Raw genomic sequence first — 22,319 nt, forward strand, 5'->3', positions numbered from 1 at the left:
ACGGCGCTTCGGTGAGGAGACTTCTTCCGCGGCTGGCGCTGGCCTTGTGCGCGCTCTCGGCCTTCGCAGGCTTCTTTGCGCTCGGCACCTGGCAGCTCGAGCGCAGGGCCTGGAAGCTGGACCTGATCGAGCGCGTCGACCAGCGGGTCCACGCGCCCGCCGTCGACGCACCGGGACCCGGCCAATGGCCGACAGTCAATCGGGCCGCCGACGAATACCGGCATGTGCGTGCCACCGGCCGCTTCCTCCACGACCGCGAGACCCTGGTCCAGGCCACGACCGAACTGGGCAGCGGCTACTGGGTACTGACGCCCCTGCGCATGGCCGACGGCCGCTCGCTGCTGGTCAACCGCGGCTTCGTGACGCCGGCGCAGCAGAAGCAGCGTGCGGCGCGCCGCGAAAGCGGACCGGCTGAACCGGCTGAGTCGGTCACTGTCACCGGCCTGCTGCGGATGACCGAGCCGCGCGGCGCCCTGCTGCGCGACAACGACCCGGGCGCCGATCGCTGGTATTCGCGCGACGTCCAGGCGATCGCGCTGGCGCGCGGCCTGAGCGACGTCGCGCCCTACTTCGTCGATGCCGATGCAGGGGCGGCGGCGCCGGGTGGCCCGGTCGGCGGGCTGACCGTGATCGCCTTTCCCAACAACCACCTGGTCTACGCACTGACCTGGTATGGCCTGGCCCTGATGATCGCGGGCGCGACCTGGATCGTGGTCCGCCAGGAACGCCGGCGCGCCGAGGAAGGAAGCCCCGATGGCACGCACGACTGACTACGGCGACGCCACCGGCCTCGAGAACATGCAGCAGCTGATCCAGCTGCGCTGGATGGCGGTGGTCGGCCAGGTGGCGACGATCGCGGTGGTGCACTACGGCTTCGGCATCCGCCTGCCGCTCGACCAGATGCTGGCGGTGCTGGCGTTCCTGGCTGCCTTCAATGCCGCCAGCCAGCTGCGCTGGCGCATCCACCGCGACGTCAGCAACGGCGAGCTCTTCGTCGCCCTGCTGGTCGACGTCGCGATGCTGACCGCGCAGCTCTACCTGAGCGGCGGTGCCGCCAACCCTTTCGTCTTCCTGTACCTGCTGCAGGTGATCCTGGGCGCGGTGCTGCTGGAGGCCTGGTCGACCTGGACCATCGTCGGCATCACCAGCGCCTGCTTCGCCGGGCTGGCGATCTTCAGCGGTCCGCTGCAGCTGCCGATCGAGCACGGGCGCGGCCTGCTGAGCCCGTACATCCTGGGCATGCTGATCTGCTTCGGCCTCAACGCGGCGCTGCTGGTGGTGTTCATCAGCCGCATCAGCCGCAACCTGCGGGCCCGCGACGCCCGGCTGGCCGCGCTGCGCGAACGCGCCGCCGAGGAAGAGCACATCGTGCGCATGGGCCTGCTGGCCTCCGGCGCCGCGCACGACCTGGGCACGCCGCTGGCCACGCTGTCGGTGATCCTCGGCGACTGGCGGCACCTGCCGCATTTCACCTCCGACCCCGAACTGCTCGCAGAGATCGACGAGATGCAGGCCCAGGTGCAGCGCTGCAAGGCGACCCTGAGCGGCATCCTGCTGTCGGCCGGCGAGGCGCGCGGCGAGTCGTCGCTCGAAACCACGGTCAGCACTTTCCTCGACGACACGGCCGAGGAGTGGCGCTCGACCCGGCCGGTGCTGGCCTTCGAGTACGAGAACCGCTTCGGCCACGACCTGCCGATGGTCTCCGACTCGGCCCTGAAGCAGACCCTTTGCAACGTGCTCGACAATGCGCTGCAGGCGTCGCCCGACTGGGTGCGCCTCGAAGCGACCCACGACGGCGACACCCTGCGGCTCACGGTCACCGATGCCGGGCCCGGCTTCGCGCCAGGGATGCTGGCCGATTTCGGCAAGCCCTACCTGTCGACCAAGGGCCGGCCGGAAGGCGGGCTCGGGCTGTTCCTGGTGGTCAACGTGGCGCGCACGCTGGGCGGCAAGGTGAGCGCCCGCAACCGCCCCGAAGGCGGCGCCGAAGTGACGCTGACCCTGCCGCTGGCATCGATCATTCTCGAAGAGGAGGAAGACGAAGGAAATGGAAGCTGAACGCCTGCTGCTGATCGTCGAGGACGACGCGGCCTTCGCCCGCACACTCGGGCGCTCGTTCGAGCGGCGCGGCTACACGGTGCTGCTGGCGGCCAACGTCGACGAGGTCGCTTCCCTGCTCCCGACCCATTCGCCGCGCTACGCGGTGGTCGACCTCAAGCTCAGCGGCGAGGCCTCGGGGCTGGCCTGCGTCCAACTCCTGAACCGGCACGACCCGGCGATGCTGATCGTGGTCCTGACCGGCTTCGCGAGCATCGCGACCGCGGTCGAGGCGATCAAGCTGGGCGCCTGCCACTACCTGGCCAAGCCCTCCAACACCGACGACATCGAGGCCGCCTTCGGACGCGCCGAGGGCGACACCGACATCGAGCTGACCAACCGCTCGACCTCGATCAAGACGCTCGAATGGGAACGGATCCACGAGACACTGGCCGAAACCGGCTTCAATATTTCCGAGACCGCGCGGCGGCTCGGCATGCATCGGCGGACGCTGGCGCGAAAGCTGGTCAAGCAGCAGGTCAAATAAGACGGCCGCGGTCGCCGGACTTGTACCGGGCTTCTGTGGATAACGCTGTGCGAAGGGCGTGGAAGCGAGCGCGCGGGCCCAGTCCCCATGCGGGTTCCCACCGCATTGCCTGCAAAACGGGCAGGCCGGCCGGGCGTGGAAAACTAGGCCGCCGCCGCCAGGTATTTGAAACCGGCGCCCATTGCCACCGCCAGCACGACCAGCAAGAACAGCCGTCCCCATCGGACGCGGGGATGGCTGTTCAGATCGTGCAGTTCGGAACGGTGGAGGCCCGAAAACGACGTCGAATCAGGCTTGTCCCGGGCCCAGTCGTGGAAGTTGTCTCGCTCGGTGTTCATGTAATACATTTTAACTAACATTACATGATTTTTGACAAGCCCCACGTTGAGTCGATACCCATCTCAACGCCGAGGCATCCTATGTGGACGCCGTCCAGAATCCCTGCTATGGTTTGTGGATACCGTACACAATGCAGGAGATGCGGATGCTGCTCCAGAACCAGAGCGCGGTGGTCCACGGTGGGGGCGGTGCGATCGGCGGCGCCGTGGCCCGCGCCTTCGCGCGCGAAGGCGCACGGGTGTTCCTCACCGGCCGGACCCAGTCCCGCCTCGACGCCGTCGCGAACGACATCCGCGCGGCCGGCGGGCAGGTCGAGACCGCCCGGCTCGATGCCCTCGACACCGATGCGGTCGAACGCCACGCCGATGCCGTGGCGGCACGGACGGGACGGATCGACGTCGCGCTGAACGCGATCGGCATCGCGCACGTGCAAGGCACGCCGCTGGCCGATCTTTCGCTCGCCGACTACGAACTGCCGATCACGACTTACGCGCGGGCCAATTTCATCACCGCCAAGGCGGCGGCGCGCCACATGGCCGCCAGGCGATCGGGCGTCATCCTCACGCTGTCGACGCCCGGCGCGCGGCTTCCGGGACCGGGCTACCTGGGCAACTGCGTCGCGAGCGCCGCGGTCGAGGCGTTGTCGCGCCATCTCGCGGGCGAACTCGGCGCCCGGGGCGTCCGCGTGGTCTGCATCAGGCCGCATGCGATCCCCGAGGCCGCCGCCATGGGCTCCCACACCCGCGAGGTGTTCGCCCCGATGGCCGAGCGCGCCGGGCTGACGATCGAGCAGATGCTCGCGGGCGCCGCCGCCGGCACCTTGCTGAAGCGCCTGCCGACCCTCGATCAGGTCGCGAACACGGCGGTCTTTCTGGCCTCGAAGCATGCCGGCGCCATCACCGGCACCGTCGCCAATCTCAGCGGCGGCTTCCTGGTCGATTGAGAGCGACGATTCGCACGTAACGTAGGCCTTCTCCTACAGAAAAGCCCAAGCGAAAAGCCCACCATCAAGGCATGAAAAATCCGATCAAACTCGTTATCGACGAGCCGGCGCCCGGGTCTTTTCTCTGGACGCTGCTCGAATGCGACGCCGGTGGCGTCCCCCACAAGGTGGTGCGCGCCGCCGAATACGGCGCCGACACCTACGAGGCCGCGCTGGCGGCCGGCACCCGCATGATGGACGCCGAGATTCGCAAGAACATGGCGCCGCACCCGGCGGGCACGGCCTGAACCTGCCGGCCGCCGGGGCCTGTTGACCCTCAGGCCAGGTGCGTCTTGAGCGGCACGGCCGGATCGGCCGCGACCGCCGGCTCGGGGCTGCGCCCCGCTTCCAGCAGCTTGCGGCTCATCATGTGGTCGACCGGCGCGTTGACCGATTCGACGCAGCGCAGCTGGCCGTCCACGTAGTGCAGCAGCGAGAACGCAGCCGCGCTGGCCCCGGGGCGCCGCACCGTGACGTGGCCGGGCGCGCCGGGCGCCGGCACCAGGCCGGCCATCTGCAGCCGCAGGCTGCCCTGATCCGACCAGAACCACGGCACCGCGTCGTGCGGCCGCGGCGCACCGGTCAGGGTCGCCACGGCGGTGCGGGCCTGGTCGTTGGCGTTCTGCACCGACTCCAGGCGCAGCGCCTGGCCGGCGCGCCGGTCCGGGAAGCGCGTGCAATCGCCCACCGCCAGCACGCGCTCGTCGCTGGTCTGCATGTAGGCGTCGACCACGATGCCGTCGGCGCACTCCAGGCCGGCGGCCTCGGCCAGCGCGGTCTCGGGCACCGCACCGATGCCGAGCAGCAGCAGGTCGATCGGCTGCGGCGCGCCGTCGACCTCGATCGCCATCAGCCGCGGCCCGTCGATCTGCATCGCGCCGCTCTGCACGCCCACGCGCAGGTCCATGCCGGCGGCGCGGTGGGTCGCCAGCACGTGCGCCGACAGCTCGGGGGACACGGCGCGGCTCAACAGCCGCGGCGCGCTTTCGAGCACCAGCACCTGCTTGCCGAGCGCCAGCGCGGTGGCGGCCACCTCGAGGCCGATGAAGCCGCCGCCGAGCACGGTCACGTGCTGCGCCGCGGCCAGCAGGCTGCGCAGCTGCGCCGCTTCGTCGGCGGCGCGCAGCAGGGCCACGTTGGACAGTCCCGCCAGCGCCGACAGGCGGCGGGCACGGGTGCCGGTCGCGAGCACCAGGCGCTCCCAGCCGAGCACGGCCCCCGATTGCAGCGTGACCGTGCGGGCGGCGCGGTCGATCGCCAGTGCCGCATCGCCCAGGTGCATCGTGATGCCCGATTCGGCATACCAGGCTTCGGCCCGATGCTGCTGCGGCTGCTCGTCCGGGCTCTTCAGGAAGGTCTTGGACAGCGGCGGCCGGTGATAGGGAATGGTCGCTTCCTCGCAGACCAGGTGGACGCGCCCGCCCTGCCCGGCCTCGGCCAGGCCGGCGCACAGCTGGGCGGCGGCATGGCCGCCTCCGACGATGACGATGTTGGTGCTCATGAATGCTCTCTGGTCGTGTGGCGGCCGATCGGCCCGGGTCCCCGGGGTCGCTGCAGCGCACCGAATGCTACTGCGCCCCGGGGCGGCCTTGGGCTTAGGATGGCGGACGCCGAACGGCGGCGAGTTCGCCGCCAGGAGACAAGGACCCGCATGATCGAGCTCTATCACTGTGTCAGCGCACGTTCGTTCCGCCCGCTCTGGGCGCTCGAGGAACTGGGCGCGCCCTACCAGTTGCGCATGCTGCCCTTTCCCCCGCGCGCGCTCCAGCGCAGCTACCTCGCGCTCAATCCGCTCGGCACCGTGCCGCTGCTGCTCGACGGCGACACGCGCATGACCGAGTCGTCGGCCATGTGCCAGTACCTGGTGCAGCGCTGCGACCCCGGCAACCGGCACGGCCTCGCGGTGCGGCCCGACGAGCCCGGCTTCGGCGCCTGGCTCAACTGGCTGCATCACGGCGAGGCCACGCTGACCTTCCCGCAGACCATCGTGCTGCGCTACGGCCGCTTCGAGCCCGAGGAGCGCAAGCTGCCGCAGGCGGCGGACGACTATGCCAAGTGGTTCATCGCCCGCCTGCGCGGCATCGACGCGGTGCTGCAGCAGCATGCCTTCCTGGCCGCCGACCGCTTCACGGTGGCCGACATCTCGGTCGGCTACGCGCTGCTGCTGGCCAACGAACTCGACCTGGTGCCGCGCTTTCCGGCCGCGGTGGCCACGTACTGGGAGCGGCTTCAGCAACGCGACGGTTTCCGGCGCGCGCTGGCCGCCCAGCACGACGCGGCCGTGGCGCAGGGCGTCTCGCCCTGGACCTCGACGCGTCCGCCACCGGTGGAGTCTGCCTGATGGCGCCGCCGACCTGTCGCATTGACGGCGGCCCCGGCCGGCCTGCATAAACTAAACGGGCATGGACTTCCACAACCCGCTGTTCGAGAGCCTGGCGCTGCCGCTGGTGCTGTCGTTCGGGGCCACCGGCCTGCTGCGCGCCGTCCTCGGCGGGGTGCATGGCCGGCGCTGGGCCTCGGCGGGCGTGGCGCCGGCGATCCTGGTCGCCTCGGCCTGGGTGCTCGGCTGGCAGATGTGGCCGGGCGAGCTGACCGAGGAGCTGCCCTGGATCTACGCCTCGGCCGCCTTGCTCGGCATCGGCCTGGAAGGCATGCGTGCGATGAAGCGCACGACCTGGCTCGCCTGCTGCGTGCTGTGGGCGCTGGTGCTGATAGGGCTCAGCGACCAGCCCGCGGTGCTGCAGGTCGCCACCTGGGCGGTCGGCGCCGCGGTGATCGCGGCGGTGCTGGGCGCGCCGCTCGAGCAGGCCGACGCGCCGGCCAGCCTGCTGATCGCCGGCCTCGGACTGTCGGCGGTGGCTTTCATTTCCGGATCGCCGCTGCTGTTCGAGCTCGGCCTGGCGATCGCCGCCGCCATTGCCGGCTGCGCCTTGTGGCTTTGGCCCAAGGTCCGCATCGGCTTCGGCGCCAGTGGTGCGGTGGTCTGCGTCATCGCCTGGCTGACGCTGGCGCAGGGCCTCGCCCTGCTGACGCCAGTGCAGCCCGAGGTACTGTTGCTGCTCGCTTGTGCCCTGACGTCGGGGCCGACAGTGCAGTGGCTGCGGCGCGGCCGACGCCCTGCGATCGATGCGGTGATCGTCGCGGGCCTGGCGGCGCTGTGGGTCGCAGGCGCGCTCGCGCTGGCGCTTCATGGCGAGGCCCAGGCAGCTCGCCAGACGCCGGACACCCCCCATTCCACGCCCCCACGCCTTGCTGACAAGCCATGATGCACGCCTCTCCCACCCTCCCCGGCATCGATGTGCTGTGGCCGCTGTGCCTGGAGATCGCGTCGCGCCGGCGCAGTCGCCAGCCGCCGCCGGCGGCGGACGCCGGCGCGCCGATCGCCTGGAACGCGGCGGGGGGCTTCGCGTTGCAGGGGCTGTGGGACGACCAGGCGCTCGAGCTGTTCGATCTGCTCAAGCCCCTGCTCGACCAGCCGCGCGCGGGCACGCCCTGGGCGATCGGCCAGCTCGGCCAGAGCCTGGATGGCTGCGTGGCCACGCATGGCGGTGACTCCAACTACGTCAACGGGCCGGAGATGCTGGTGCACCTGCACCGCCTGCGCGCGCTGTGCGACGCGGTCATCGTCGGCGCCGGCACCGCGGCCATCGACAACCCGCAACTGACGACGCGGCGGGTGCCGGGCCCGCACCCGGTACGGGTGCTGCTCGACCCGGCGCTGCGACTGCCGGCGACGCTGCGCGTCTTCTGCGACCGCCAGTCAGCCACCCTGCTGGCCTGCGACGCCGCACGCACGTCCGAAGCGGCGCGCCGCGTGGGTGCCGACCAGGTGCTCGGCGTGCCTGGCCTGCTGCGTCCCGATGGCAGCGCCGACCTGCACGCATTGCAAGCTGCCTTGCAGCAGCGCGGCCTGGGCGTGCTGTTCGTCGAAGGCGGCGGCGTCACCGTGTCGCGCTTCATCGCGCAGGGTTGCCTCGACCGGCTGCATCTCAGCATCGCGCCGGTGATCATCGGGGCCGGCCGGCCAGGATTGCAATTGCCGCGCAGCGCCGCGATGCGCGATTGCCTGCGACCGCCGGGGCGCCTGTTCCGCATGGGCGCCGACGTGCTCTGGGACCTTGATCTGCGCGCCGCGCGGCCTGCGGATTAGGGCCAGACGGCAAGCAAGTCCGCGTGGCCGATGCGAAGCCGGGTGCGCACGAGCAGTTGCATCCGTTCGGCCGACCATGCGGCCACCGATGCGGCGGCGCCGGCGTCCTGCTCGCGCGCGGCGGCCGCGCTGCCTTCGATCAGCGCGGCCAGCATCGCCTGTGCCTGGGCGCCGTCGCGAGCGTCGATGTGCCAGTCGCTGGCGATGCGCTGAAGCTCGCAGCCCAGCGCGCGCAGCCGATCGGCCACCGCCTCCACCGCCCTGCCGCCCAGCGCCGGGCCGAAGCCCTTGTCGCCCCGCTGGTGCGCCTCGAACAGACGCAGAACCGCCTCATCGGCCGCCCGCTTCGGGGTCCAGTCGACGCGCCCGTCGACCGTCAACGCGAACAGCAGCGCCGCCTTCGCCGCGCAGGCGCGGGCCAGCAGTTGGTCGAGCCAGGCGGCCGACACCAGGTCGAGCAGCGCCGACGCCGTGATCAACCCGACCCCGGCCAGCGGCAGCGCGGCCAGCTCGCGGGCGAGATCGAGGTGCACGACTTCCACATCGGCCTGCCAGTCCGGTCCTTCGATGCGCAGCCGATCCCCTTGCGTGCGCACCGCGAAGCCCTGCGCCGCCGCCCAGGCCGCGAGCGCGCCGGGCAATGCCGCCAGCAGCCGCGGATCGTGATCGACCAGCCGCCAGTGCTGCGCGCCGCCCAGGCGGGGCGCCAGTTCGCGCAGGTTGGCCCCGGTGCCGCAGGCCAGATCGAGCACGCCGAGCGTGGCGCCATCACCGCGCAATCGGCGGGCCAGGCCGACCAGGTCGAAGGCAGCGGCCGATGCCTCGCGTGCGGCCCGATCGAAGGGCTCGCGCAGCGCGAGCCAGTCGGCGCTGAATCCGGTCATGGCAACGGTGCGCGCGCGGCGGCGTCGAGGGCGACGGCAAAGCGCGCTGCACGCGACGCCCAGGTCGGCAAGCCGCGCCGGGCTTCACGGGCGCCCTCGGCCAGCCGGGCCCGCAGGCCGTCTTCGTCCAGCAGGCGCCGCAACGCAGCCCGCAACGCGTCGACCTCGCCCGGCGGAACCAGCAGGCCCGCCGTGCTCGGCACGGTGTCTGGAATGGCGCCGGCCAGCGTGCTGATCACCGGCAGGCCGTGCGCCAGGGCCTCGGCCAGCGCCATGCCGTAGCCTTCGTGGAAGGACGGCAGCACGAAGACATCGGCAGCCTGGTAGAGCGCGCGCAGGCCGGCCTCGTCGCATTCACCGTGGAGCCGCACGCGATCTTGCAGGCCCCGGGCTTCGATCGCGGCCGCCAGGGCCGCCGCGCAGGCCGGGTCCATCGCGAGGCTGCCGGCGCAATCCAGCGTCCACGGCCGATCGCGCAGGCCGGCCAGCGCATCGACCAGCAAGGCATGGCCCTTGCGCGGCGTCACGCTGGCAACGCACAACAGCGCCAGTGCGGCCACGCCCGACCCCTTTGCCAGCGGCGCGGGATCGGTGCCCGGCTCGACCACCGTGATGCGGGCGTCCTCGACGTCGAAGGCCGCCAGCGCCCGCGCCGTGGCCGGGCCGGTGACGACGACGCCGCGTGCGGACGCCAGCGCGCGCCGCTCGCTCTCGAACAGCACCCGCTGCCGATCGGGCGCCAGCCCGGTCTCGAGCGACAGCGGATGGTGCACCAGCGCGACCCAGCGCAGCCTCTGCGCATGAGCGGCAGCGAGGTCGGGCAGCACGCCGAAGCCCAGCCCGTCGACCACCACCAGCGTGCCATCGGGAAGGGCCTCGATCAGGCGGCGAGCCAACGCCAGGGCCGATGCATCGGGATCGGGAAAGCCGGGTCCCAGTGACTGCACGTCGACCTGCCAGCCGGCCGCGCGCAGGCCGTCGATGATCCGGCGGTCGTAGCCATAGCCGCCGGTGCGGGTGCCGAGATCGCCCGGCACGAGGAAGCTGCAGCGCGCGTTCAATGGATTCAACCCGCCTCGGCCGGCAATGCGCCCTCGTAGGCGGCCCAAGCCACGTGCGATTCGTTGAGCCGCACCCTCAGGCCCGACAGCCCGCTGGCGTGCGGCCCGAGGTCGCCGACCGGGATCCGCGCGGCGACCCGATCGAAGATCACGCGGGCCATGAACTCGGTGGTCGTGTTGCGTCCCTCGAAGGCCGGGTCGTCGTCGAGGTTGCGCAGGTTGAACTCGCCCAGCACGCTGCGCAGCACCTCGGTCGCCCGCGCGATGTCGACCACCATGCCGTCGGCATCGAGTTCGGCGCGGCGAAACTCGAGATCGACCACGTAGGTCGCGCCGTGCAGGCGCTGGGCCGGGCCGAAGGCCTCGCCGCGAAAGCTGTGGGCGACCATGAAGTGGTCGCGGACGTTGACGCTGTACATGCGGGGGCTCCTGGCAGGTTGGGTCTCAGGCGTAGTCGATGCGCTGGCACAGCGTGTCCGGCGCACCGGCGGCAAGGCGCGCCAGCACCTCGGGCAGTTGGTCGAAGGGCGCGGTGTCGGTCACCAGCAGGTCGAGCACCGGGTCGCGCAGCAGCGACAAGGCCAGCGCCAGCCGCCGCCGGTGCGGCCAGCGGCTGCGCTGGGCCGGCGCCACGTGGCCGACCTGGGAGCTCTTGAGCACCAGCCGGCGCGAATGAAAGGCCTCGCCGAGCGCCAGCGACACCGGCCGCTCCCCGTACCAGCTGAGCTCGATCACGGTGGCCTCGAAGGCTGCCAGTGCCAGCGCCGTGGCCAGGCCCTGGGGCTGGCCGCTGGCATGCAGCACCAGGTCGGCCTCGGGCCGCGCGTGCTCCGGCAGCGAGAAGGCGACGCCGAGCCGCTCCGCCACTGCGCGCCGCGAGGACCGCACGTCGACCAGTTCGACCTCGCAGCCCGGCAGCCTTGCAGCCAGCCAGGCGACCAGCAGGCCGACGACCCCGCCGCCCACCACCGTGATGCGATCGCCGACACGCGGCGCCGCATCCCAGAGCGCATTGACCGCGGTCTCCATGTTGGCGGCCAGCACCGCGCGCCCGGGCGGCAGGCCTTCGGGCAGCGGGTGCACCGCATCGACCGGCACCACGTAGCGGGTCTGGTGCGGATGCAGGCAGAAGACAGGACGGCCCCGCCAACCTTCGGGGCCCTGCTCGACGATGCCGACGCTGGCGTAGCCGTACTTGACCGGTGCGGGGAACGCGCCCGCTTGAAACGGTGCGCGCATGCGCTCGAATTCGCTGGTCGGCACCTCGCCGCGGAACACCAGCGACTCGGTGCCGCGGCTGACCGCACTGTGCAGCGTCCGGACCTCGACCTCGCCGGCGCCGGGCGCGGCCATCGGCTCGATCCGGATCGCGGCGCGGCCCGGCGCTTCGATCCAGCAGGCGCGCGGTGCGGCGGCAGTGACTGGGGATGGGTGGGCTGGCATGCTGCTTTCCATCTTAAGGCGATGCCCGTGCATTAGTTCACGCTGCAGACTGATCGGCTCTGTTAGCCTGACGCCATGCGCGCCCTCATCCTGATCCTCAATGTCGCCCTGCTCGCGATCGCCTGGTGGGCGGCCTCGCTGACCGGCGTCCTGATTGCGGCCGGCCTCTGCTTCGTGCTCGTGGCCGGCTTCTTCGCCTTCTCGATGGCCCGCACCGAAGCCCGCGAGTCGCGCCAGATGCAGCGGGCGATGGGCCGCAACACGAGCTTCCTGGCGGAGCTGCTGGGCCCGCGAAAGCGCTGACGGATTCAGCCCACGGCCGCCTTGGCCACCGCCACCGCCGCTTCGCGCGGCAAGGCCACCGCGTTCTTCACCGCCAGGATCTCCGCCATCACGCTGACCGCGATCTCGGGCGGCGTCTTGCTGCCGATGTAGATGCCGATCGGGCCGCGCAGGCGCGCCAGCGATTGCTCGGTCTGCTCGAAGTGCTCGATCATCCGTTCGCGCCGGGCCTCGGCATTGCGCCGCGATCCGATCGCGCCGACATAGAAGGCCTCGCTCTGCAGCGCCTCCAGCAGCGCCAGGTCGTCGAGCTTGGGGTCGTGCGTGAGCGCCACCACGCAGGTCCGGCGATCGGGCTTGAACGCGGTCACGGCATCGTCGGGCATCTCGGTGGTGATGGCGACGCCGGGCAAGGTCCAGGCCGTGTGGTATTCGGTGCGCGGGTCGCACAGCGTGACCGCGAAGCCGCTGAACTTGGCCATCGTCGCCAGGTATTCGGCCAGCTGGCCGGCACCGATCAGCAGCATGCGGTATTCGGGGCCGAAGGTGTTCACCAGTTCGGTGTCGTCGACCAGCAGCTCGGCCGGTGAGGTCGCCTCGGCCAGCGCCACCGCGCCATCCGCCAGCTGCACCGTGCGCTGCATCAGCTGCCCCTGCTCGAGCGCCGCCACCAGCGTCTTCAGGGATTCGGCGTCGGGGTCGTATTCGAGCAGCAGCTCCAGCGTGCCGCCGCAGGGCAGCCCGAAGCGATGCGCCTCGTCGGCCGTGATGCCGTACTTGACCAGCGCCGGCGCGCCCGTGGGCATGACGCCGTCGCCGTGGGCGCGGCTGTAGCGGGCGATCAGGTCGTCCTCGATGCAACCGCCCGAGACCGAGCCGACCACCGCGCCGTCCTCGGCCAGCGCCATGATCGAGCCGACCGGGCGCGGCGACGAACCCCAGGTGCGGACCACGGTCGACAGCAGCGCACGGCGGCCCGCCAGCCGCCAGTCGCGCAGGGTGCGCAGCACCATGACGTCCAGGTTTTCCATGGCTCAGTCGGGGTCCTTGTTGTCGGTGTCGGCCTTCTTGCCAATGCCTAGCTTCTGCATGAAGCCGGCCACGGCACCGACCTTCTCGGCCGGCGCTTCGGCCGCCGCCTCGGGCGGCGGGCCGTAGCGGCTCTGCATCTCGGCATCGAAGCGCTTGAAGAAATCGTCGGCCGTGGACTTGGCGGCGCCGTCGATCAGCCGCTGGCCCATCTGCGCGATCTTGCCGCCGACCTGGGCCTGCACGGTGTAGTCGAGCTCGCAGCCCTCGGCGCCGTCGGCCACCGGCTTGAGCGACACGCTCGACGCACCCTTGGCGAATCCGGCGACACCGCCCTGGCCCTCGAAAGACAGCTTGTAGCTGTCGGGCGCCAGGATGTCGGCCAGCGTGACCTTGCCGCTGAACTTGGCCGACACCGGCCCGATCTTCAGCGCCAGCCCGACCGAGTACTCGTTCTCGCCGGTGAGCTCGAACCGGTCGCAGCCCGGGATGCACTTCTTCAAGGTCTCGGGATCGTTGAGCGCATCCCAGGCCTGTTGCTGCGTGACGCCGAGACGGCGGTTGCCGAGCATTTCCATGGTGGATTCCTTGTTGTCTTGGTGGGTGAACGGGCCGCTATCGACCTGCGCGCATCAGCGCCGCGAGGCTCGAAGCCAGCTGTTCGAGGGCGCTCAGATTGTGGACCGCGAGCATCGCGTCTGCATGGCGGTGCAACATGGCCGCACCGCGCGCAAGGGGAGCGTAGCCCTCGTAGCGCAGCAACGGGTTGAGCCACAGCACGCGCCGCGAATGCCGCTTGAGCCACAGCAGTTCGTGCTCCAGCGCCTCGGGCTCGCCGGTGTCGAGGCCGTCGCTGATCACCAGCACCAGCGTGCGGCGTCCGGTGAGGCGACGCGCGTGCCTGTGGCGCAGCTGGGCCAGCGAATCGCCCAGGCGGGTGCCGCCGGCGAAATCGTCGATGGCGGCGCCGGCCGCGGCCAGCATCGCATCGGTGTCGGCGATCCGGAAGGCCGGTGTCAGGTCGGTCAAGTGGGTGCCGAAGGCGAACACGTCGCGCCGGCCCGCGCGCCGGGTCGACGCATGCAGGAAGGCCAGCAGCAGGCGGGCGTAGCGTTCCATCGATCCCGAGACGTCGATCAGCACCAGCAGCGGCAGCGGCTGGCGGCGGCGCGAGAGCTTCGGCAGCCGCAGCATTTCGCCGCCGGTGCGCGCCGCCTCGTGCAGCACGCCGGGCCAGTGCATGCGCGAATGCACGCCGCCGTCGCCGGCCACCCGCAGCCGGCGCGAGGGCAGGGTCGGCACCGGCAGCGCGATGTCGCGCGCCAGCCGCTCGACCAGCCGGTATTCGGCGGCACCGAGCGCGTTGAAATCGGCATGGTGGACCCGCTGCCGGTCGCTGGCGGTCATCGCGGCATCGAAGTCGATCTCGCGCTCGGTCTGCGCTGGCTTGACCGCATCGCGCGGGGCCGCCAGCGCCTCGCGCACCCGCGGCCGGCGCTTCGACGGCTCGGCCTTGCCTTCGGCGCTCGGCAGCATCTGGGCCAGCAGCTTGTTGGCCAGCTCGGGATCGCGGAACCAGGCGTCGAAGAGCTCGCGGAACACCCCCCGGTCTTCCTCGCGGCTGATCATCACGGCCTCCATCGCGGACGCCAGGTCGCCGCGGCTGTCGACGCCGACCAGCATCGCGGCCTCGGCCGCCAGCCCGATGCGCATGGCGTCGGTGCGCACGCCGGCGCGCCGCAGCGCACGGCCGAAGCCCGCCAGGTTGCCTGCGAGCTTGCCGTGGCGGGCATCGCCGAGCTGCTGCACTCGCTCTGTCAAGACGGGGCCTCCTCCTCGGGCTTGAGCAGGTCGGAGGCCAGCTCGCGCGTCAGCGCGGCGACATCGTCGCGCTGCTTGAACAGGATGCCGGCGGTGTCGGCCACCACCTCGGGGTCGAGTTCGACCGTGTCGAGCGCGATCAGGGCCTTGGCCCATTCGACGCTCTCGGCGATGCCCGGCGCCCGCTGGAAGGCGCTGGCGAACGGGGCCGTGCGCAGCCGGCCGACGAAGGCCGCGACCTGCTCCGACAGCACCCGGCCGGCCTCCGGCACCTGGGCCCGCACGATCGCCAGCTCGCGTTCGCGCTCCGGGTAGTCGAGCCAGTGATAGAGGCAGCGCCGCTTGACCGCGTCGTTGAGTTCGCGCGTGCGGTTGCTGGTGAGCAGCGTGACCGGCGGCACCAGCGCCCGCACCGTGCCGAGTTCGGGGATGCTGACCTGATACTCGCCCAGGTATTCGAGCAGGAAGGCCTCGAAGGGCTCGTCGGCGCGGTCGACCTCGTCGATGAGGAGCACCGCGCCGGGCGGCGCGGCCTGCAGCGCCTGCAGCAGCGGCCGACGGATCAGGTAGCGCGGCTGGTAGACCTCGGACTCGATGTCGCTCGATGCGCCCTGCGCCTCGGCGGCCCGCATGTGGAGCAGTTGGGCCGCGTAGTTCCATTCGTAGAGCGCCTCGCGCTGCTCGAGCCCGTCGTAGCACTGCAGGCGCAGCAGTTCGCGCCCGAGGGCGGCCGACAGGGCCTTGGCGAGCTCGGTCTTGCCGACCCCGGGCTCGCCCTCGAGCAGCAGCGGACGCTGCAGCTTGAGAGCCAGGAACACCGCCGTCGCCAGCCGTCGATCGGCGAAGTAGCCGACGCCTTGCAGCGCCTGCACGACCGCATCGATGGAGGAGAAAGGCGAGGTCGCGGCAGGCGTGGTGTCAGTCATGACGGGAGGATACCGGCGGCCAGGCCGGCGCCGGGCCGCCCCAAGGCGGCCTGCGGCCCCCTCGGGGGGCAGCGAGGACACGCAGTGCCGAGCGTGGGGGCCACATTCAGCCGAGGGCCTTGGCGACCGCGCGCTGGGTCAGCACGCTGATCAGGTTGGCCCGGTAGTCGGCCGAGGCATGCAAGTCGCTGTTGAGGTCGGAGGCGTCGATCTTGACGCCGGCCGCGGACTCGGGCGTGAACGCCTTGGCGAGCGCGTCCTCGAGGCCCTTGTGCCGGAACACGCCGTTGCCAGCGCCCGTGACCGCCACCCGCACGCCGCTGTCGGACTGGGCGACGAAGATGCCGACCAGCGGGAAGTTCGAGGCCTTCTGGCGCAGCTTCTCGTAGGCCGCCCGCTTCGGGATCGGGAACCGGATGGCCTTGATCAGTTCGCCGTCTTCAAGTGCGGTGGTGAACAGTCCCTGGAAGAAGTCGTCGGCCGCGATCTCGCGCTTGTTCGTCACGACCGTCGCGCCGGTCGCCAGCACCGCGCTGGGATAGCAGGCGGCCGGATCGTTGTTGGCGACCGAGCCACCGAGGGTGCCCATGGCACGCACCTGGCGGTCGCCGATGTGCGCCGCCAGGTAGGCGAGCGCCGGAAAGGCGGCCTGGATGTCGGCGTGGTTGGCAACATCCAGGTGCCGGGACATGGCGCCGATGACGAAGCTGTTGCCATCGCGAGTGATCCCGGTGAGCTCCTTGACGCCGCTCAGGTCGGCCAGTTGCTCCGGGGCCGAGAGGCGCAGCTTCATGGAAGCCAGCAGGGTCTGGCCGCCGGCCAGCGGCTTGGCGCCGGCAGCGGCCAGCTTGACCGCGTCGGCCAGGGTGGTGGGACGTTCGAGGGTGAAGGCGTACATGGTGTTTTTTCCTTCGGTGTTCAGGGAGCCGGACGGCCTTGGGTGCTGGCCGCGAGCGAGGGTTGCGGGGTCGTGCTCGCGCTGCCCTTCTGCATGGCCTCCCAGACGCGGTGCGGCGACGCCGGCATGTCGAAGTCCTTGACGCCCAGCGGCGCCAGCGCATCGAGCACCGCGTTGATCACGGCCGGCGGCGAGCCGATGGCGCCGGCCTCGCCGCAGCCCTTGGTGCCCAGCGGGTTGTGGGTGCAGGGCGTGCAGACGGTGTCGAGCTTGAACATCGGGAAATCTTCGGCGCGCGGCATCGCGTAGTCCATGAAGCTGCCGGTGAGCAGCTGGCCTTCGCTGTCGTAGACGCAGTTTTCCATCAGCGCCTGGCCGATGCCCTGCACCAGGCCGCCATGCACCTGGCCCTCGACGATCATCGGATTGATGATGGTGCCGAAGTCGTCGACCGCCGTGAAGCGGTCGACCTTGACCTCGCCGGTCTGCTTGTCGATCTCGACCTCGCAGATGTAGGTGCCGCCCGGGAAGGTGAAGTTGGTCGGGTCGTAGAAGGCGGTTTCGTTGAGGCCGGGCTCGAGCTTGTCGAGCGGGTAGTTGTGCGGCACGTAGGCCGTCAGCGCCACCTGGCCGAACGGGATCTTCTTGTCGGTGCCCTTGACCGTGAACTCGCCGTTGGCGAACTCGATGTCGGCGTCGCTGGCTTCCATGAGGTGGGCCGCGATCTTCTTGGCCTTGGCCTCGATCTTGTCGAGCGCCTTCATGATTGCCGCGCCGCCCACCGAGATCGAGCGCGAGCCGTAGGTGCCCATGCCGAAGGGCACGCGGCCTGTATCGCCGTGCACCACGTCGACCGCCTCGACCGCGATGCCCAGTCGCGCCGCCACCACCTGTGCAAAGGTCGTCTCGTGGCCCTGGCCATGGCTGTGGGAGCCCGTGAACACGGTCACGCTGCCGGTCGGATGGACCCGGATCTCGCCGCATTCGAACAGGCCCGCGCGCGCGCCGAGCGCACCCGCGATGTTCGACGGCGCGATGCCGCAGGCCTCGATGTAGCTCGAGTAGCCCATGCCGCGCAGCTTGCCCTTCGCCTCGCTGGCCGACTTGCGCGCAGCAAACCCGGCGACGTCGGCCAACTGCCTCGACTTGTCCATGCAGGCGTGGAAGTCGCCCGTGTCGTACTGCAGCGCCACCGGCGTCTGGTAGGGGAAGGTGGTGATGAAGTTGCGCTTGCGGATCTCGTCCTGGCCCAGGTTCATTTCCCAGGCGCAGCGCGACACCAGCCGTTCGAGCAGGTAGGTGGCCTCGGGTCGGCCGGCGCCGCGGTAGGCATCGACCGGCGCGGTGTTGGTGAACCAGGCATCGACCTCGACGTAGATCTGCGGCGTCGTGTATTGGCCGGCCAGCAGCGTGGCGTAGAGGATGGTCGGCACCGCGGTCGCGAAGGTCGACAGGTAGGCACCCAGGTTGGCGTTGGTGTGCACCCGCAGCGCCAGGAACTTGCCCTGGGCGTCCATCGCCATCTCGGCATGGCTCACGTGGTCGCGGCCGTGGGCGTCGGACAGGAAGCACTCGGAGCGCTCGCCGGTCCACTTGATGCTGCGGTTGAGCTGCTTCGAGGCCCAGGTCAGGCAGACGTCCTCGGCATAGAGATAGATCTTGGAGCCGAATCCGCCGCCGACGTCGGGCGCGATCACGCGCACCTTGTGCTCGGGCAGGCCGAGCACGAAGGCGGTCATCAGGAGCCGTTCGACGTGCGGATTCTGGTTCGACACGTAGAGCACGTACTCTTCGTTGGCGCGGCTGTAGCTGCCGATGGCCACGCGCGGCTCCATCGGGTTCGGGATCAGCCGGTTGTTGACCAGGTCGAGCTTGGTGACGTGCGCCGCATTGGCAAACGCGGCATCGACCGCCGCCTTGTCGCCGATCGCCCACTTGTAGCATTGGTTGTCGGGCGCCTCGTCGTGGATCGTGACGCCGCTCTGCTTCTTCGCGGCATCGGCCACGCTGACCAGCGCCGGGTGCACGTCGTAGTCGACCACCACCGCCTCGGCCGCGTTCTTGGCCTGCTCGACGGTCTCGGCCACCACCATCGCGACATGGTCGCCGACATAGCGCACCTTCTTGATCGCGAGGATCGGGTGCATCGGCTCCTTCATCGGCGTGCCGTCGGGGTTGTTGATGAGCCAGCCGCAGGGCAGCCCGCCCATCTTTCCCTCGATGTCCTTGCCGCTGAAGATGCCGACCACGCCGGGCATCTTCGATGCCGCGGCAATGTCGACGGACTTGATCGTGGCATGCGCGTGCGGCGAGCGCACGAAGATGCAGTGGGCCTGGTTGGCCAGGTCGATGTCGTCGGTGTACTGGCCGGCGCCAGTCAGGAAGCGATAGTCTTCCTTGCGCTTGAGGGCCTCGCCGATGTGCGGCAGGCCTGCGAAGTCGGGTGCGCCCATGTCGTGCTCCTCAAGCGGTGGCCGTGGTCTTGGCGGGCGCGGCGGACATCGCCTCGCCACCCATCTGCACCGCCTTGACGATGTTCTGGTAGCCGGTGCAGCGGCAGAGGTTGCCGTCGAGCAGTTCGCGGATCTCGGTCTCGCTGGACTTCGGATGGTGGGTGCACAGGTCGATGGCGCTCATCACCATGCCCGGCGTGCAGAAGCCGCATTGCAGGCCGTGGCACTCCTTGAAGGCGGCCTGCATCGGGTGCATGGTGCCGTCGGGCTGGGCGATGCCCTCGATGGTGGTGATCTGGGCGCCGGCCACCTGCGCGACCAGCACGTTGCACGACTTGACCGCCCGGCCGTTGACGTGGACGGTGCAGGCGCCGCATTGCGCGGTGTCGCAGCCGACATGCGTCCCGGTCAGGTGGAGATGCTCGCGAATCGCTTGCACGAGGAAGGTGTTCGGGGGGGCGTCGACCGTGACCTCGCGGCCGTTGACCGTGAAAGGAACCTGCATGTGGCTGTCTCCGTTGTAGGTGATGGCTGAACTTCGGCCGCATGATCTTGGACGGGCGGCAAAGGCACGATCCTAGGCAAAACCCTAGGCGCTTGCGCGTTGTCCTTGAAATTCTCAAAATGAAACAGCTCGCCCTCCGGCGAGTCCCGAACAGGCGCCGCCGAGGCCCGATGTCCACACGATGACGCCCTCTTTCGCTTCTCCCCCGCCCGAGCGCACCCTGTCCATCGCCCAGGCGCGCCGCGCATGGATCGACGGCGAGCGCCCGGCCGATCCACTGGCGGCGCCGGTCGAGCCGTGGCTGGTTCGCTCGTGGCAGCGCTGCCTGGCCGCCGGCCACCGCCCGCGGCAGCACGTGAGCTTCGATCCGGTCTCGGCCGAGCAGGCGCAGCGGGTGGCCGAGCGCAACCGCGCGCTGGTCACAGCAGCGCGGCCGGTGCTCGACCGCCTGTCGCGGGCGATCGCCGACACCCGCTATTTCGCCATCCTGACCGACGCCGACGGCATCGTGGTCGACGTCGGCGCCCTGCCCTCCGGCAGCACCCCGGCCGCTCGGCATGCGCGCGACATCGCGCGCATCGGCGTCGACCTGTCGGAGCGCGCCGTCGGCACCACGGCGATCGGTGCGGCGCTGGCCGAGCACGCCTCGGTCTGGCTGCATCGCGGCGAACATTTCTTCGACGACACCAGCATCTACAGCTGCGCCGGCGCGCCGCTGTTCGGCCCGCGGGGCGAATGCATCGGGATGCTCGACCTGACCGGTGTCCAGGTGGTCGAGCGGCCCGAGCTGCGCCACCTCGCGGCGTCCTCGGCCCGCAGCATCGAGAACGCACTGGTGCAAGGCCACCCCTGCGAGCTGCTGCTGCAGATCGGCTGGCCGGGCAGCGTCGCCGGCACCGACACCGAAGGCCTGCTGTGCATCGACGCCGACGGCGGCATCAGCGGCGCCAATGCCGCGGCGCGCCAGATGCTGCACCAGCCGCTCGGCGGGCGACCGTCGCTCCATTGCAACGACCTCTTCGCACTGCCGCCGCAGATGCTGTTCGATGCCGCCCGGCGCGGCGACGCCGTGCTCGAGGTGCCGCTGTGGTCGGGCTTGCGGGTCCAGGCCCGGCCGCGGCTGGCGCGGCAGCCCAGGACGGGCGCGGTCGCTGGCGCCAGCGCGCCACGGCTGCGCGACGTCGAGTCGGCCCTGATCCGCAAGGCCGTCGACGACGCCCGCGGCAATGTGGCGGAAGCCGCGCGGGCCCTGGGCATCAGCCGCGCCACCGTCTACAGAAAGCTCGGCCGGGGGCGCTGACGGACCTCACGCCCGGCATCGCCCTAGTGACAATTTTACAAATTGTTGCTATTGTCAGCGCCTGTTAAAACCTGCGCGCCGAACCCGGCGGCCTGATTGGACGTTGACCATGCGTGAGCCCGAGGCCAATAGCTTTTCCCTGCCGTCGAAACCCAATCGGCGCCAAGTCATCACCCGCATCGCCGGCGCCGCCGGCCTTGCTGCCGCAGCCGGCTTCGGACTGCCCGCGTTCGCCCAGGCCCGGACCATCCGCATCGGTGCTTCGTTCGACAACAGCAGCGTCGAGAAGGCCAACGGCATCGCCCTCTTCGTGGGATCGTCGGCCTACTTCAACGGCCTGAACCGCGCCGGCGGCATCAATGGCACCAAGGTCGAGCTGGTGATGGCCGATGACCAGTTCAAGCCCGACATCGCCAAAGCCAACGCCCTGGCCTTCGCCGCCGACAGCTCGGTGCTGGCCATGGTGCACCCGCTGGGCACGCGGCAGACCGCCGAGATCAGCGATGCCGTGCCCGGCATGGCGGTGGTCGGCCCGAACACCGGCACCGTCTCGCTGCGCAAGAAGGCAGCACCCAACACCTTCTGGGTGCGCGCCAACTACGACCAGGAACTCGACCGGCTGATCGCCACCGCCGCCGTGCTGGGACAGTCGCGCATCGGCATCGTCTATTCGGAAGACCCGCTCGGCCAGTCGCTGCTGGCGGGTTTCAAGGCCGCGCTCGCCAAGGCCAAGCTCGAGCCGGCGGTGATCGCCAGCACGCCGAGCACCACCAGCATGGAGGTCGACGCAGCCGCCGCCAAGATCGCAGCGGCCGAGCCGCAGATCGTCATCATCGGCCTGGCCGGCACCGCGCCGGCCTTCGTTCGCGCGCTGCGCAAGGCCGGCGGCAAGAGCAGCGCCTACGGCCTGTCGATCACGGCCAGCGCGCTCGGCGCGATGGGCGACCTGGCCCATGGCCTGGGCTTCGCGATCGTCGTGCCCTCGCCCTTCGCGACCAAGTTCGAGATCGTGCGGCGCTACCAGGCCGACATGCTAGCCAACGGCGTCAAGGAGTTCTCGCTGCCGAGCCTGGAGGGCTACATGGACGCCTGCGTGCTGGCCGAGGGCCTGCGCCGCGCCGGTCCGTCGCCGACGCGCGCCGGCGTGATCGCCGCGCTGGAGCACATCGAGGGCTACGACCTGGGCGGCGTGAAGATCAACTACGGCCGCGGCAACCGCGAAGGCAACCAGTTCGTGGATGTCGCGGTGATCAGCTCGAACGGCCGTTTGATCAGCTGAACGGGGGCGCCGGCCGCGAGCGGGTTTCGCGCGGCTCGCGCAGAATCGCCGGATGATTTCGAGCTATTCAACGGTCGCGCCTTCGCGCGCAGAGGTCGACGCACTGCCCGGCCCCACCCTGGTCGAGTTCGGCACCGACTGGTGCGGCTTCTGCAAGGCGGCGCAGCCGCTGCTGGCCGAAGCGCTGGCCGCGGCGCCCGCGCTGCGCCACCTCAAGATCGAAGACGGCAGCGGCCGCGCGCTGGGCCGTTCGTTCAAGGTCAAGCTGTGGCCGACGCTGGTCTTCATGCGCGACGGCCGGGAGGTCGGCCGGCTGGTGCGCCCTGCCAGCGCGGAGCTGATCCGACAGGAACTCGGCCGGCTCGGCACGGTGGCCTGAGCCC

General features: G+C 70.6%; 25 protein-coding genes. 12 read left to right on the forward strand and 13 right to left on the reverse strand.

The window, feature by feature from the left end:
* Positions 1-11 precede the first annotated feature (11 nt).
* From AC1DF3_RS08260 to AC1DF3_RS08270, 3 genes are read left to right on the forward strand one after another with little or no spacing between them, the layout of a single operon-like run.
* Positions 12-770: an SURF1 family protein gene (locus AC1DF3_RS08260; protein WP_478139323.1), complete on the forward strand. Its 759-nt coding sequence runs from the start codon at positions 12-14 to the stop codon at positions 768-770.
* Positions 754-2,058, forward strand: coding sequence for an ATP-binding protein (locus AC1DF3_RS08265; protein WP_478139324.1), 1,305 nt, complete (start codon positions 754-756; stop codon positions 2,056-2,058). Before AC1DF3_RS08260 ends, AC1DF3_RS08265 begins: the two co-directional genes overlap by 17 nt.
* The gene (locus AC1DF3_RS08270; RefSeq protein ID WP_478139325.1) at positions 2,048-2,584 is read left to right on the forward strand and encodes a response regulator transcription factor; all 537 of its coding nucleotides are present in this window, start codon (positions 2,048-2,050) and stop codon (positions 2,582-2,584) included. Before AC1DF3_RS08265 ends, AC1DF3_RS08270 begins: the two co-directional genes overlap by 11 nt.
* A 143-nt stretch (positions 2,585-2,727) precedes the next feature.
* Here the strand turns inward: AC1DF3_RS08270 and AC1DF3_RS08275 are convergent, their stop codons facing one another.
* Entirely contained in the window at positions 2,728-2,922 is a 195-nt protein-coding gene (locus AC1DF3_RS08275; protein WP_478139326.1) for a hypothetical protein, read from the reverse strand.
* Between the two features lie 146 nt (positions 2,923-3,068).
* On the opposite strand from AC1DF3_RS08275, the gene AC1DF3_RS08280 reads away from it, so the two are divergent.
* Complete coding sequence (locus AC1DF3_RS08280; RefSeq protein WP_286535567.1) at positions 3,069-3,866, forward strand: SDR family NAD(P)-dependent oxidoreductase; 798 nt, start codon at positions 3,069-3,071, stop codon at positions 3,864-3,866.
* Positions 3,867-3,937: 71 nt separating this feature from the next.
* A complete protein-coding gene (locus tag AC1DF3_RS08285; protein ID WP_286535564.1) occupies positions 3,938-4,153 on the forward strand; it encodes a hypothetical protein in 216 nt (71 codons plus the stop codon).
* Positions 4,154-4,182: 29 nt separating this feature from the next.
* Here AC1DF3_RS08285 and AC1DF3_RS08290 read toward each other — a convergent pair whose 3' ends face one another.
* A complete protein-coding gene (locus AC1DF3_RS08290) occupies positions 4,183-5,406 on the reverse strand; it encodes an NAD(P)/FAD-dependent oxidoreductase (RefSeq protein WP_286535562.1) in 1,224 nt (407 codons plus the stop codon).
* A gap of 150 nt (positions 5,407-5,556) precedes the next feature.
* Here AC1DF3_RS08290 and AC1DF3_RS08295 point away from each other — a divergent pair, with 150 nt between their 5' ends.
* The 3 genes from AC1DF3_RS08295 (at position 5,557) to AC1DF3_RS08305 (ending at position 8,055) form a co-directional block, all read left to right on the forward strand.
* Positions 5,557-6,246, forward strand: a complete 690-nt coding sequence (locus AC1DF3_RS08295) for a glutathione S-transferase family protein (protein WP_286535561.1) — start codon at positions 5,557-5,559, stop codon at positions 6,244-6,246.
* Between the two features lie 61 nt (positions 6,247-6,307).
* Positions 6,308-7,171 carry a hypothetical protein gene (locus AC1DF3_RS08300; protein ID WP_286535560.1) on the forward strand — a complete coding sequence of 288 codons (864 nt, stop codon included), beginning with the start codon at positions 6,308-6,310 and terminating at the stop codon, positions 7,169-7,171.
* The gene (locus AC1DF3_RS08305) at positions 7,168-8,055 is read left to right on the forward strand and encodes a RibD family protein (protein WP_478139327.1); all 888 of its coding nucleotides are present in this window, start codon (positions 7,168-7,170) and stop codon (positions 8,053-8,055) included. The genes AC1DF3_RS08300 and AC1DF3_RS08305 overlap by 4 nt, the downstream gene beginning before the upstream one ends.
* Here AC1DF3_RS08305 and AC1DF3_RS08310 read toward each other — a convergent pair.
* Genes AC1DF3_RS08310 through AC1DF3_RS08325 form a run of 4 tightly spaced genes read right to left on the reverse strand, consistent with a single transcriptional unit; the run spans position 8,052 to position 11,443 of the window.
* The gene (locus AC1DF3_RS08310) at positions 8,052-8,939 is read right to left on the reverse strand and encodes a hypothetical protein (protein ID WP_478139328.1); all 888 of its coding nucleotides are present in this window, start codon (positions 8,937-8,939) and stop codon (positions 8,052-8,054) included. The two genes, AC1DF3_RS08305 and AC1DF3_RS08310, sit on opposite strands and share 4 nt — an antisense overlap.
* On the reverse strand, positions 8,936-10,000 hold the full coding sequence (locus AC1DF3_RS08315) for a glycosyltransferase family 4 protein (protein ID WP_478139329.1): 1,065 nt from the start codon (positions 9,998-10,000) through the stop codon (positions 8,936-8,938). Before AC1DF3_RS08315 ends, AC1DF3_RS08310 begins: the two co-directional genes overlap by 4 nt.
* 5 nt (positions 10,001-10,005) lie before the next feature.
* Entirely contained in the window at positions 10,006-10,419 is a 414-nt protein-coding gene (locus AC1DF3_RS08320) for a 6-pyruvoyl trahydropterin synthase family protein (protein WP_286535556.1), read from the reverse strand.
* A gap of 25 nt (positions 10,420-10,444) precedes the next feature.
* Positions 10,445-11,443 (reverse strand): zinc-dependent alcohol dehydrogenase, encoded by a 999-nt coding sequence (locus AC1DF3_RS08325; protein WP_286535555.1) that lies wholly within the window; start codon positions 11,441-11,443, stop codon positions 10,445-10,447.
* A gap of 75 nt (positions 11,444-11,518) precedes the next feature.
* On the opposite strand from AC1DF3_RS08325, the gene AC1DF3_RS08330 reads away from it, so the two are divergent.
* On the forward strand, positions 11,519-11,746 hold the full coding sequence (locus tag AC1DF3_RS08330) for a hypothetical protein (protein WP_286535554.1): 228 nt from the start codon (positions 11,519-11,521) through the stop codon (positions 11,744-11,746).
* A 5-nt stretch (positions 11,747-11,751) separates the two neighbouring features.
* Here the strand turns inward: AC1DF3_RS08330 and AC1DF3_RS08335 are convergent, their stop codons facing one another.
* The 7 genes from AC1DF3_RS08335 to AC1DF3_RS08365 form a co-directional block, all read right to left on the reverse strand.
* Positions 11,752-12,756: an XdhC family protein gene (locus AC1DF3_RS08335; protein WP_286535552.1), complete on the reverse strand. Its 1,005-nt coding sequence runs from the start codon at positions 12,754-12,756 to the stop codon at positions 11,752-11,754.
* A gap of 3 nt (positions 12,757-12,759) precedes the next feature.
* The gene (locus AC1DF3_RS08340) at positions 12,760-13,332 is read right to left on the reverse strand and encodes an SRPBCC family protein (RefSeq protein ID WP_286526342.1); all 573 of its coding nucleotides are present in this window, start codon (positions 13,330-13,332) and stop codon (positions 12,760-12,762) included.
* Between the two features lie 37 nt (positions 13,333-13,369).
* On the reverse strand, positions 13,370-14,575 hold the full coding sequence (locus AC1DF3_RS08345) for a vWA domain-containing protein (RefSeq protein ID WP_478139330.1): 1,206 nt from the start codon (positions 14,573-14,575) through the stop codon (positions 13,370-13,372).
* Positions 14,572-15,501 (reverse strand): AAA family ATPase, encoded by a 930-nt coding sequence (locus tag AC1DF3_RS08350; protein WP_286535550.1) that lies wholly within the window; start codon positions 15,499-15,501, stop codon positions 14,572-14,574. The genes AC1DF3_RS08345 and AC1DF3_RS08350 overlap by 4 nt, the downstream gene beginning before the upstream one ends.
* A 106-nt stretch (positions 15,502-15,607) precedes the next feature.
* Complete coding sequence (locus tag AC1DF3_RS08355) at positions 15,608-16,399, reverse strand: FAD binding domain-containing protein (RefSeq protein WP_301805448.1); 792 nt, start codon at positions 16,397-16,399, stop codon at positions 15,608-15,610.
* A 20-nt stretch (positions 16,400-16,419) separates the two neighbouring features.
* The gene (locus AC1DF3_RS08360; RefSeq protein WP_301805444.1) at positions 16,420-18,852 is read right to left on the reverse strand and encodes a xanthine dehydrogenase family protein molybdopterin-binding subunit; all 2,433 of its coding nucleotides are present in this window, start codon (positions 18,850-18,852) and stop codon (positions 16,420-16,422) included.
* Positions 18,853-18,862: 10 nt separating this feature from the next.
* Positions 18,863-19,357, reverse strand: coding sequence for a (2Fe-2S)-binding protein (locus AC1DF3_RS08365; protein ID WP_286526348.1), 495 nt, complete (start codon positions 19,355-19,357; stop codon positions 18,863-18,865).
* Positions 19,358-19,538: 181 nt separating this feature from the next.
* Here AC1DF3_RS08365 and AC1DF3_RS08370 point away from each other — a divergent pair, with 181 nt between their 5' ends.
* The 3 genes from AC1DF3_RS08370 (at position 19,539) to AC1DF3_RS08380 (ending at position 22,315) form a co-directional block, all read left to right on the forward strand.
* Complete coding sequence (locus AC1DF3_RS08370; RefSeq protein ID WP_478139331.1) at positions 19,539-20,657, forward strand: helix-turn-helix domain-containing protein; 1,119 nt, start codon at positions 19,539-19,541, stop codon at positions 20,655-20,657.
* Positions 20,658-20,766: 109 nt separating this feature from the next.
* Positions 20,767-21,936: an ABC transporter substrate-binding protein gene (locus AC1DF3_RS08375; RefSeq protein WP_286535546.1), complete on the forward strand. Its 1,170-nt coding sequence runs from the start codon at positions 20,767-20,769 to the stop codon at positions 21,934-21,936.
* 52 nt (positions 21,937-21,988) lie between these two features.
* Positions 21,989-22,315, forward strand: a complete 327-nt coding sequence (locus AC1DF3_RS08380; RefSeq protein WP_478139332.1) for a thioredoxin family protein — start codon at positions 21,989-21,991, stop codon at positions 22,313-22,315.
* Positions 22,316-22,319 lie beyond the last annotated feature (4 nt).

The sequence above is a fragment of the Variovorax sp. 10N432 genome (assembly GCF_056394465.1).

Excerpts from the sequence above, each read along its gene's own strand:
- AC1DF3_RS08265 (WP_478139324.1), top strand. The coding sequence starts at position 754 with ATGGCACGCACGACTGACTACGGCGACGCCACCGGCCTCGAGAACATG.
- AC1DF3_RS08270 (WP_478139325.1), top strand. The coding sequence starts at position 2,048 with ATGGAAGCTGAACGCCTGCTGCTGATCGTCGAGGACGACGCGGCCTTC.
- AC1DF3_RS08275 (WP_478139326.1), bottom strand. The coding sequence starts at position 2,922 with ATGAACACCGAGCGAGACAACTTCCACGACTGGGCCCGGGACAAGCCT.
- AC1DF3_RS08280 (WP_286535567.1), top strand. The coding sequence starts at position 3,069 with ATGCTGCTCCAGAACCAGAGCGCGGTGGTCCACGGTGGGGGCGGTGCG.
- AC1DF3_RS08285 (WP_286535564.1), top strand. The coding sequence starts at position 3,938 with ATGAAAAATCCGATCAAACTCGTTATCGACGAGCCGGCGCCCGGGTCT.
- AC1DF3_RS08290 (WP_286535562.1), bottom strand. The coding sequence starts at position 5,406 with ATGAGCACCAACATCGTCATCGTCGGAGGCGGCCATGCCGCCGCCCAG.
- AC1DF3_RS08295 (WP_286535561.1), top strand. The coding sequence starts at position 5,557 with ATGATCGAGCTCTATCACTGTGTCAGCGCACGTTCGTTCCGCCCGCTC.
- AC1DF3_RS08300 (WP_286535560.1), top strand. The coding sequence starts at position 6,308 with ATGGACTTCCACAACCCGCTGTTCGAGAGCCTGGCGCTGCCGCTGGTG.
- AC1DF3_RS08305 (WP_478139327.1), top strand. The coding sequence starts at position 7,168 with ATGATGCACGCCTCTCCCACCCTCCCCGGCATCGATGTGCTGTGGCCG.
- AC1DF3_RS08310 (WP_478139328.1), bottom strand. The coding sequence starts at position 8,939 with ATGACCGGATTCAGCGCCGACTGGCTCGCGCTGCGCGAGCCCTTCGAT.
- AC1DF3_RS08320 (WP_286535556.1), bottom strand. The coding sequence starts at position 10,419 with ATGTACAGCGTCAACGTCCGCGACCACTTCATGGTCGCCCACAGCTTT.
- AC1DF3_RS08325 (WP_286535555.1), bottom strand. The coding sequence starts at position 11,443 with ATGCCAGCCCACCCATCCCCAGTCACTGCCGCCGCACCGCGCGCCTGC.
- AC1DF3_RS08330 (WP_286535554.1), top strand. The coding sequence starts at position 11,519 with ATGCGCGCCCTCATCCTGATCCTCAATGTCGCCCTGCTCGCGATCGCC.
- AC1DF3_RS08335 (WP_286535552.1), bottom strand. The coding sequence starts at position 12,756 with ATGGAAAACCTGGACGTCATGGTGCTGCGCACCCTGCGCGACTGGCGG.
- AC1DF3_RS08340 (WP_286526342.1), bottom strand. The coding sequence starts at position 13,332 with ATGGAAATGCTCGGCAACCGCCGTCTCGGCGTCACGCAGCAACAGGCC.
- AC1DF3_RS08350 (WP_286535550.1), bottom strand. The coding sequence starts at position 15,501 with ATGACTGACACCACGCCTGCCGCGACCTCGCCTTTCTCCTCCATCGAT.
- AC1DF3_RS08355 (WP_301805448.1), bottom strand. The coding sequence starts at position 16,399 with ATGTACGCCTTCACCCTCGAACGTCCCACCACCCTGGCCGACGCGGTC.
- AC1DF3_RS08360 (WP_301805444.1), bottom strand. The coding sequence starts at position 18,852 with ATGGGCGCACCCGACTTCGCAGGCCTGCCGCACATCGGCGAGGCCCTC.
- AC1DF3_RS08365 (WP_286526348.1), bottom strand. The coding sequence starts at position 19,357 with ATGCAGGTTCCTTTCACGGTCAACGGCCGCGAGGTCACGGTCGACGCC.
- AC1DF3_RS08370 (WP_478139331.1), top strand. The coding sequence starts at position 19,539 with ATGACGCCCTCTTTCGCTTCTCCCCCGCCCGAGCGCACCCTGTCCATC.
- AC1DF3_RS08375 (WP_286535546.1), top strand. The coding sequence starts at position 20,767 with ATGCGTGAGCCCGAGGCCAATAGCTTTTCCCTGCCGTCGAAACCCAAT.
- AC1DF3_RS08380 (WP_478139332.1), top strand. The coding sequence starts at position 21,989 with ATGATTTCGAGCTATTCAACGGTCGCGCCTTCGCGCGCAGAGGTCGAC.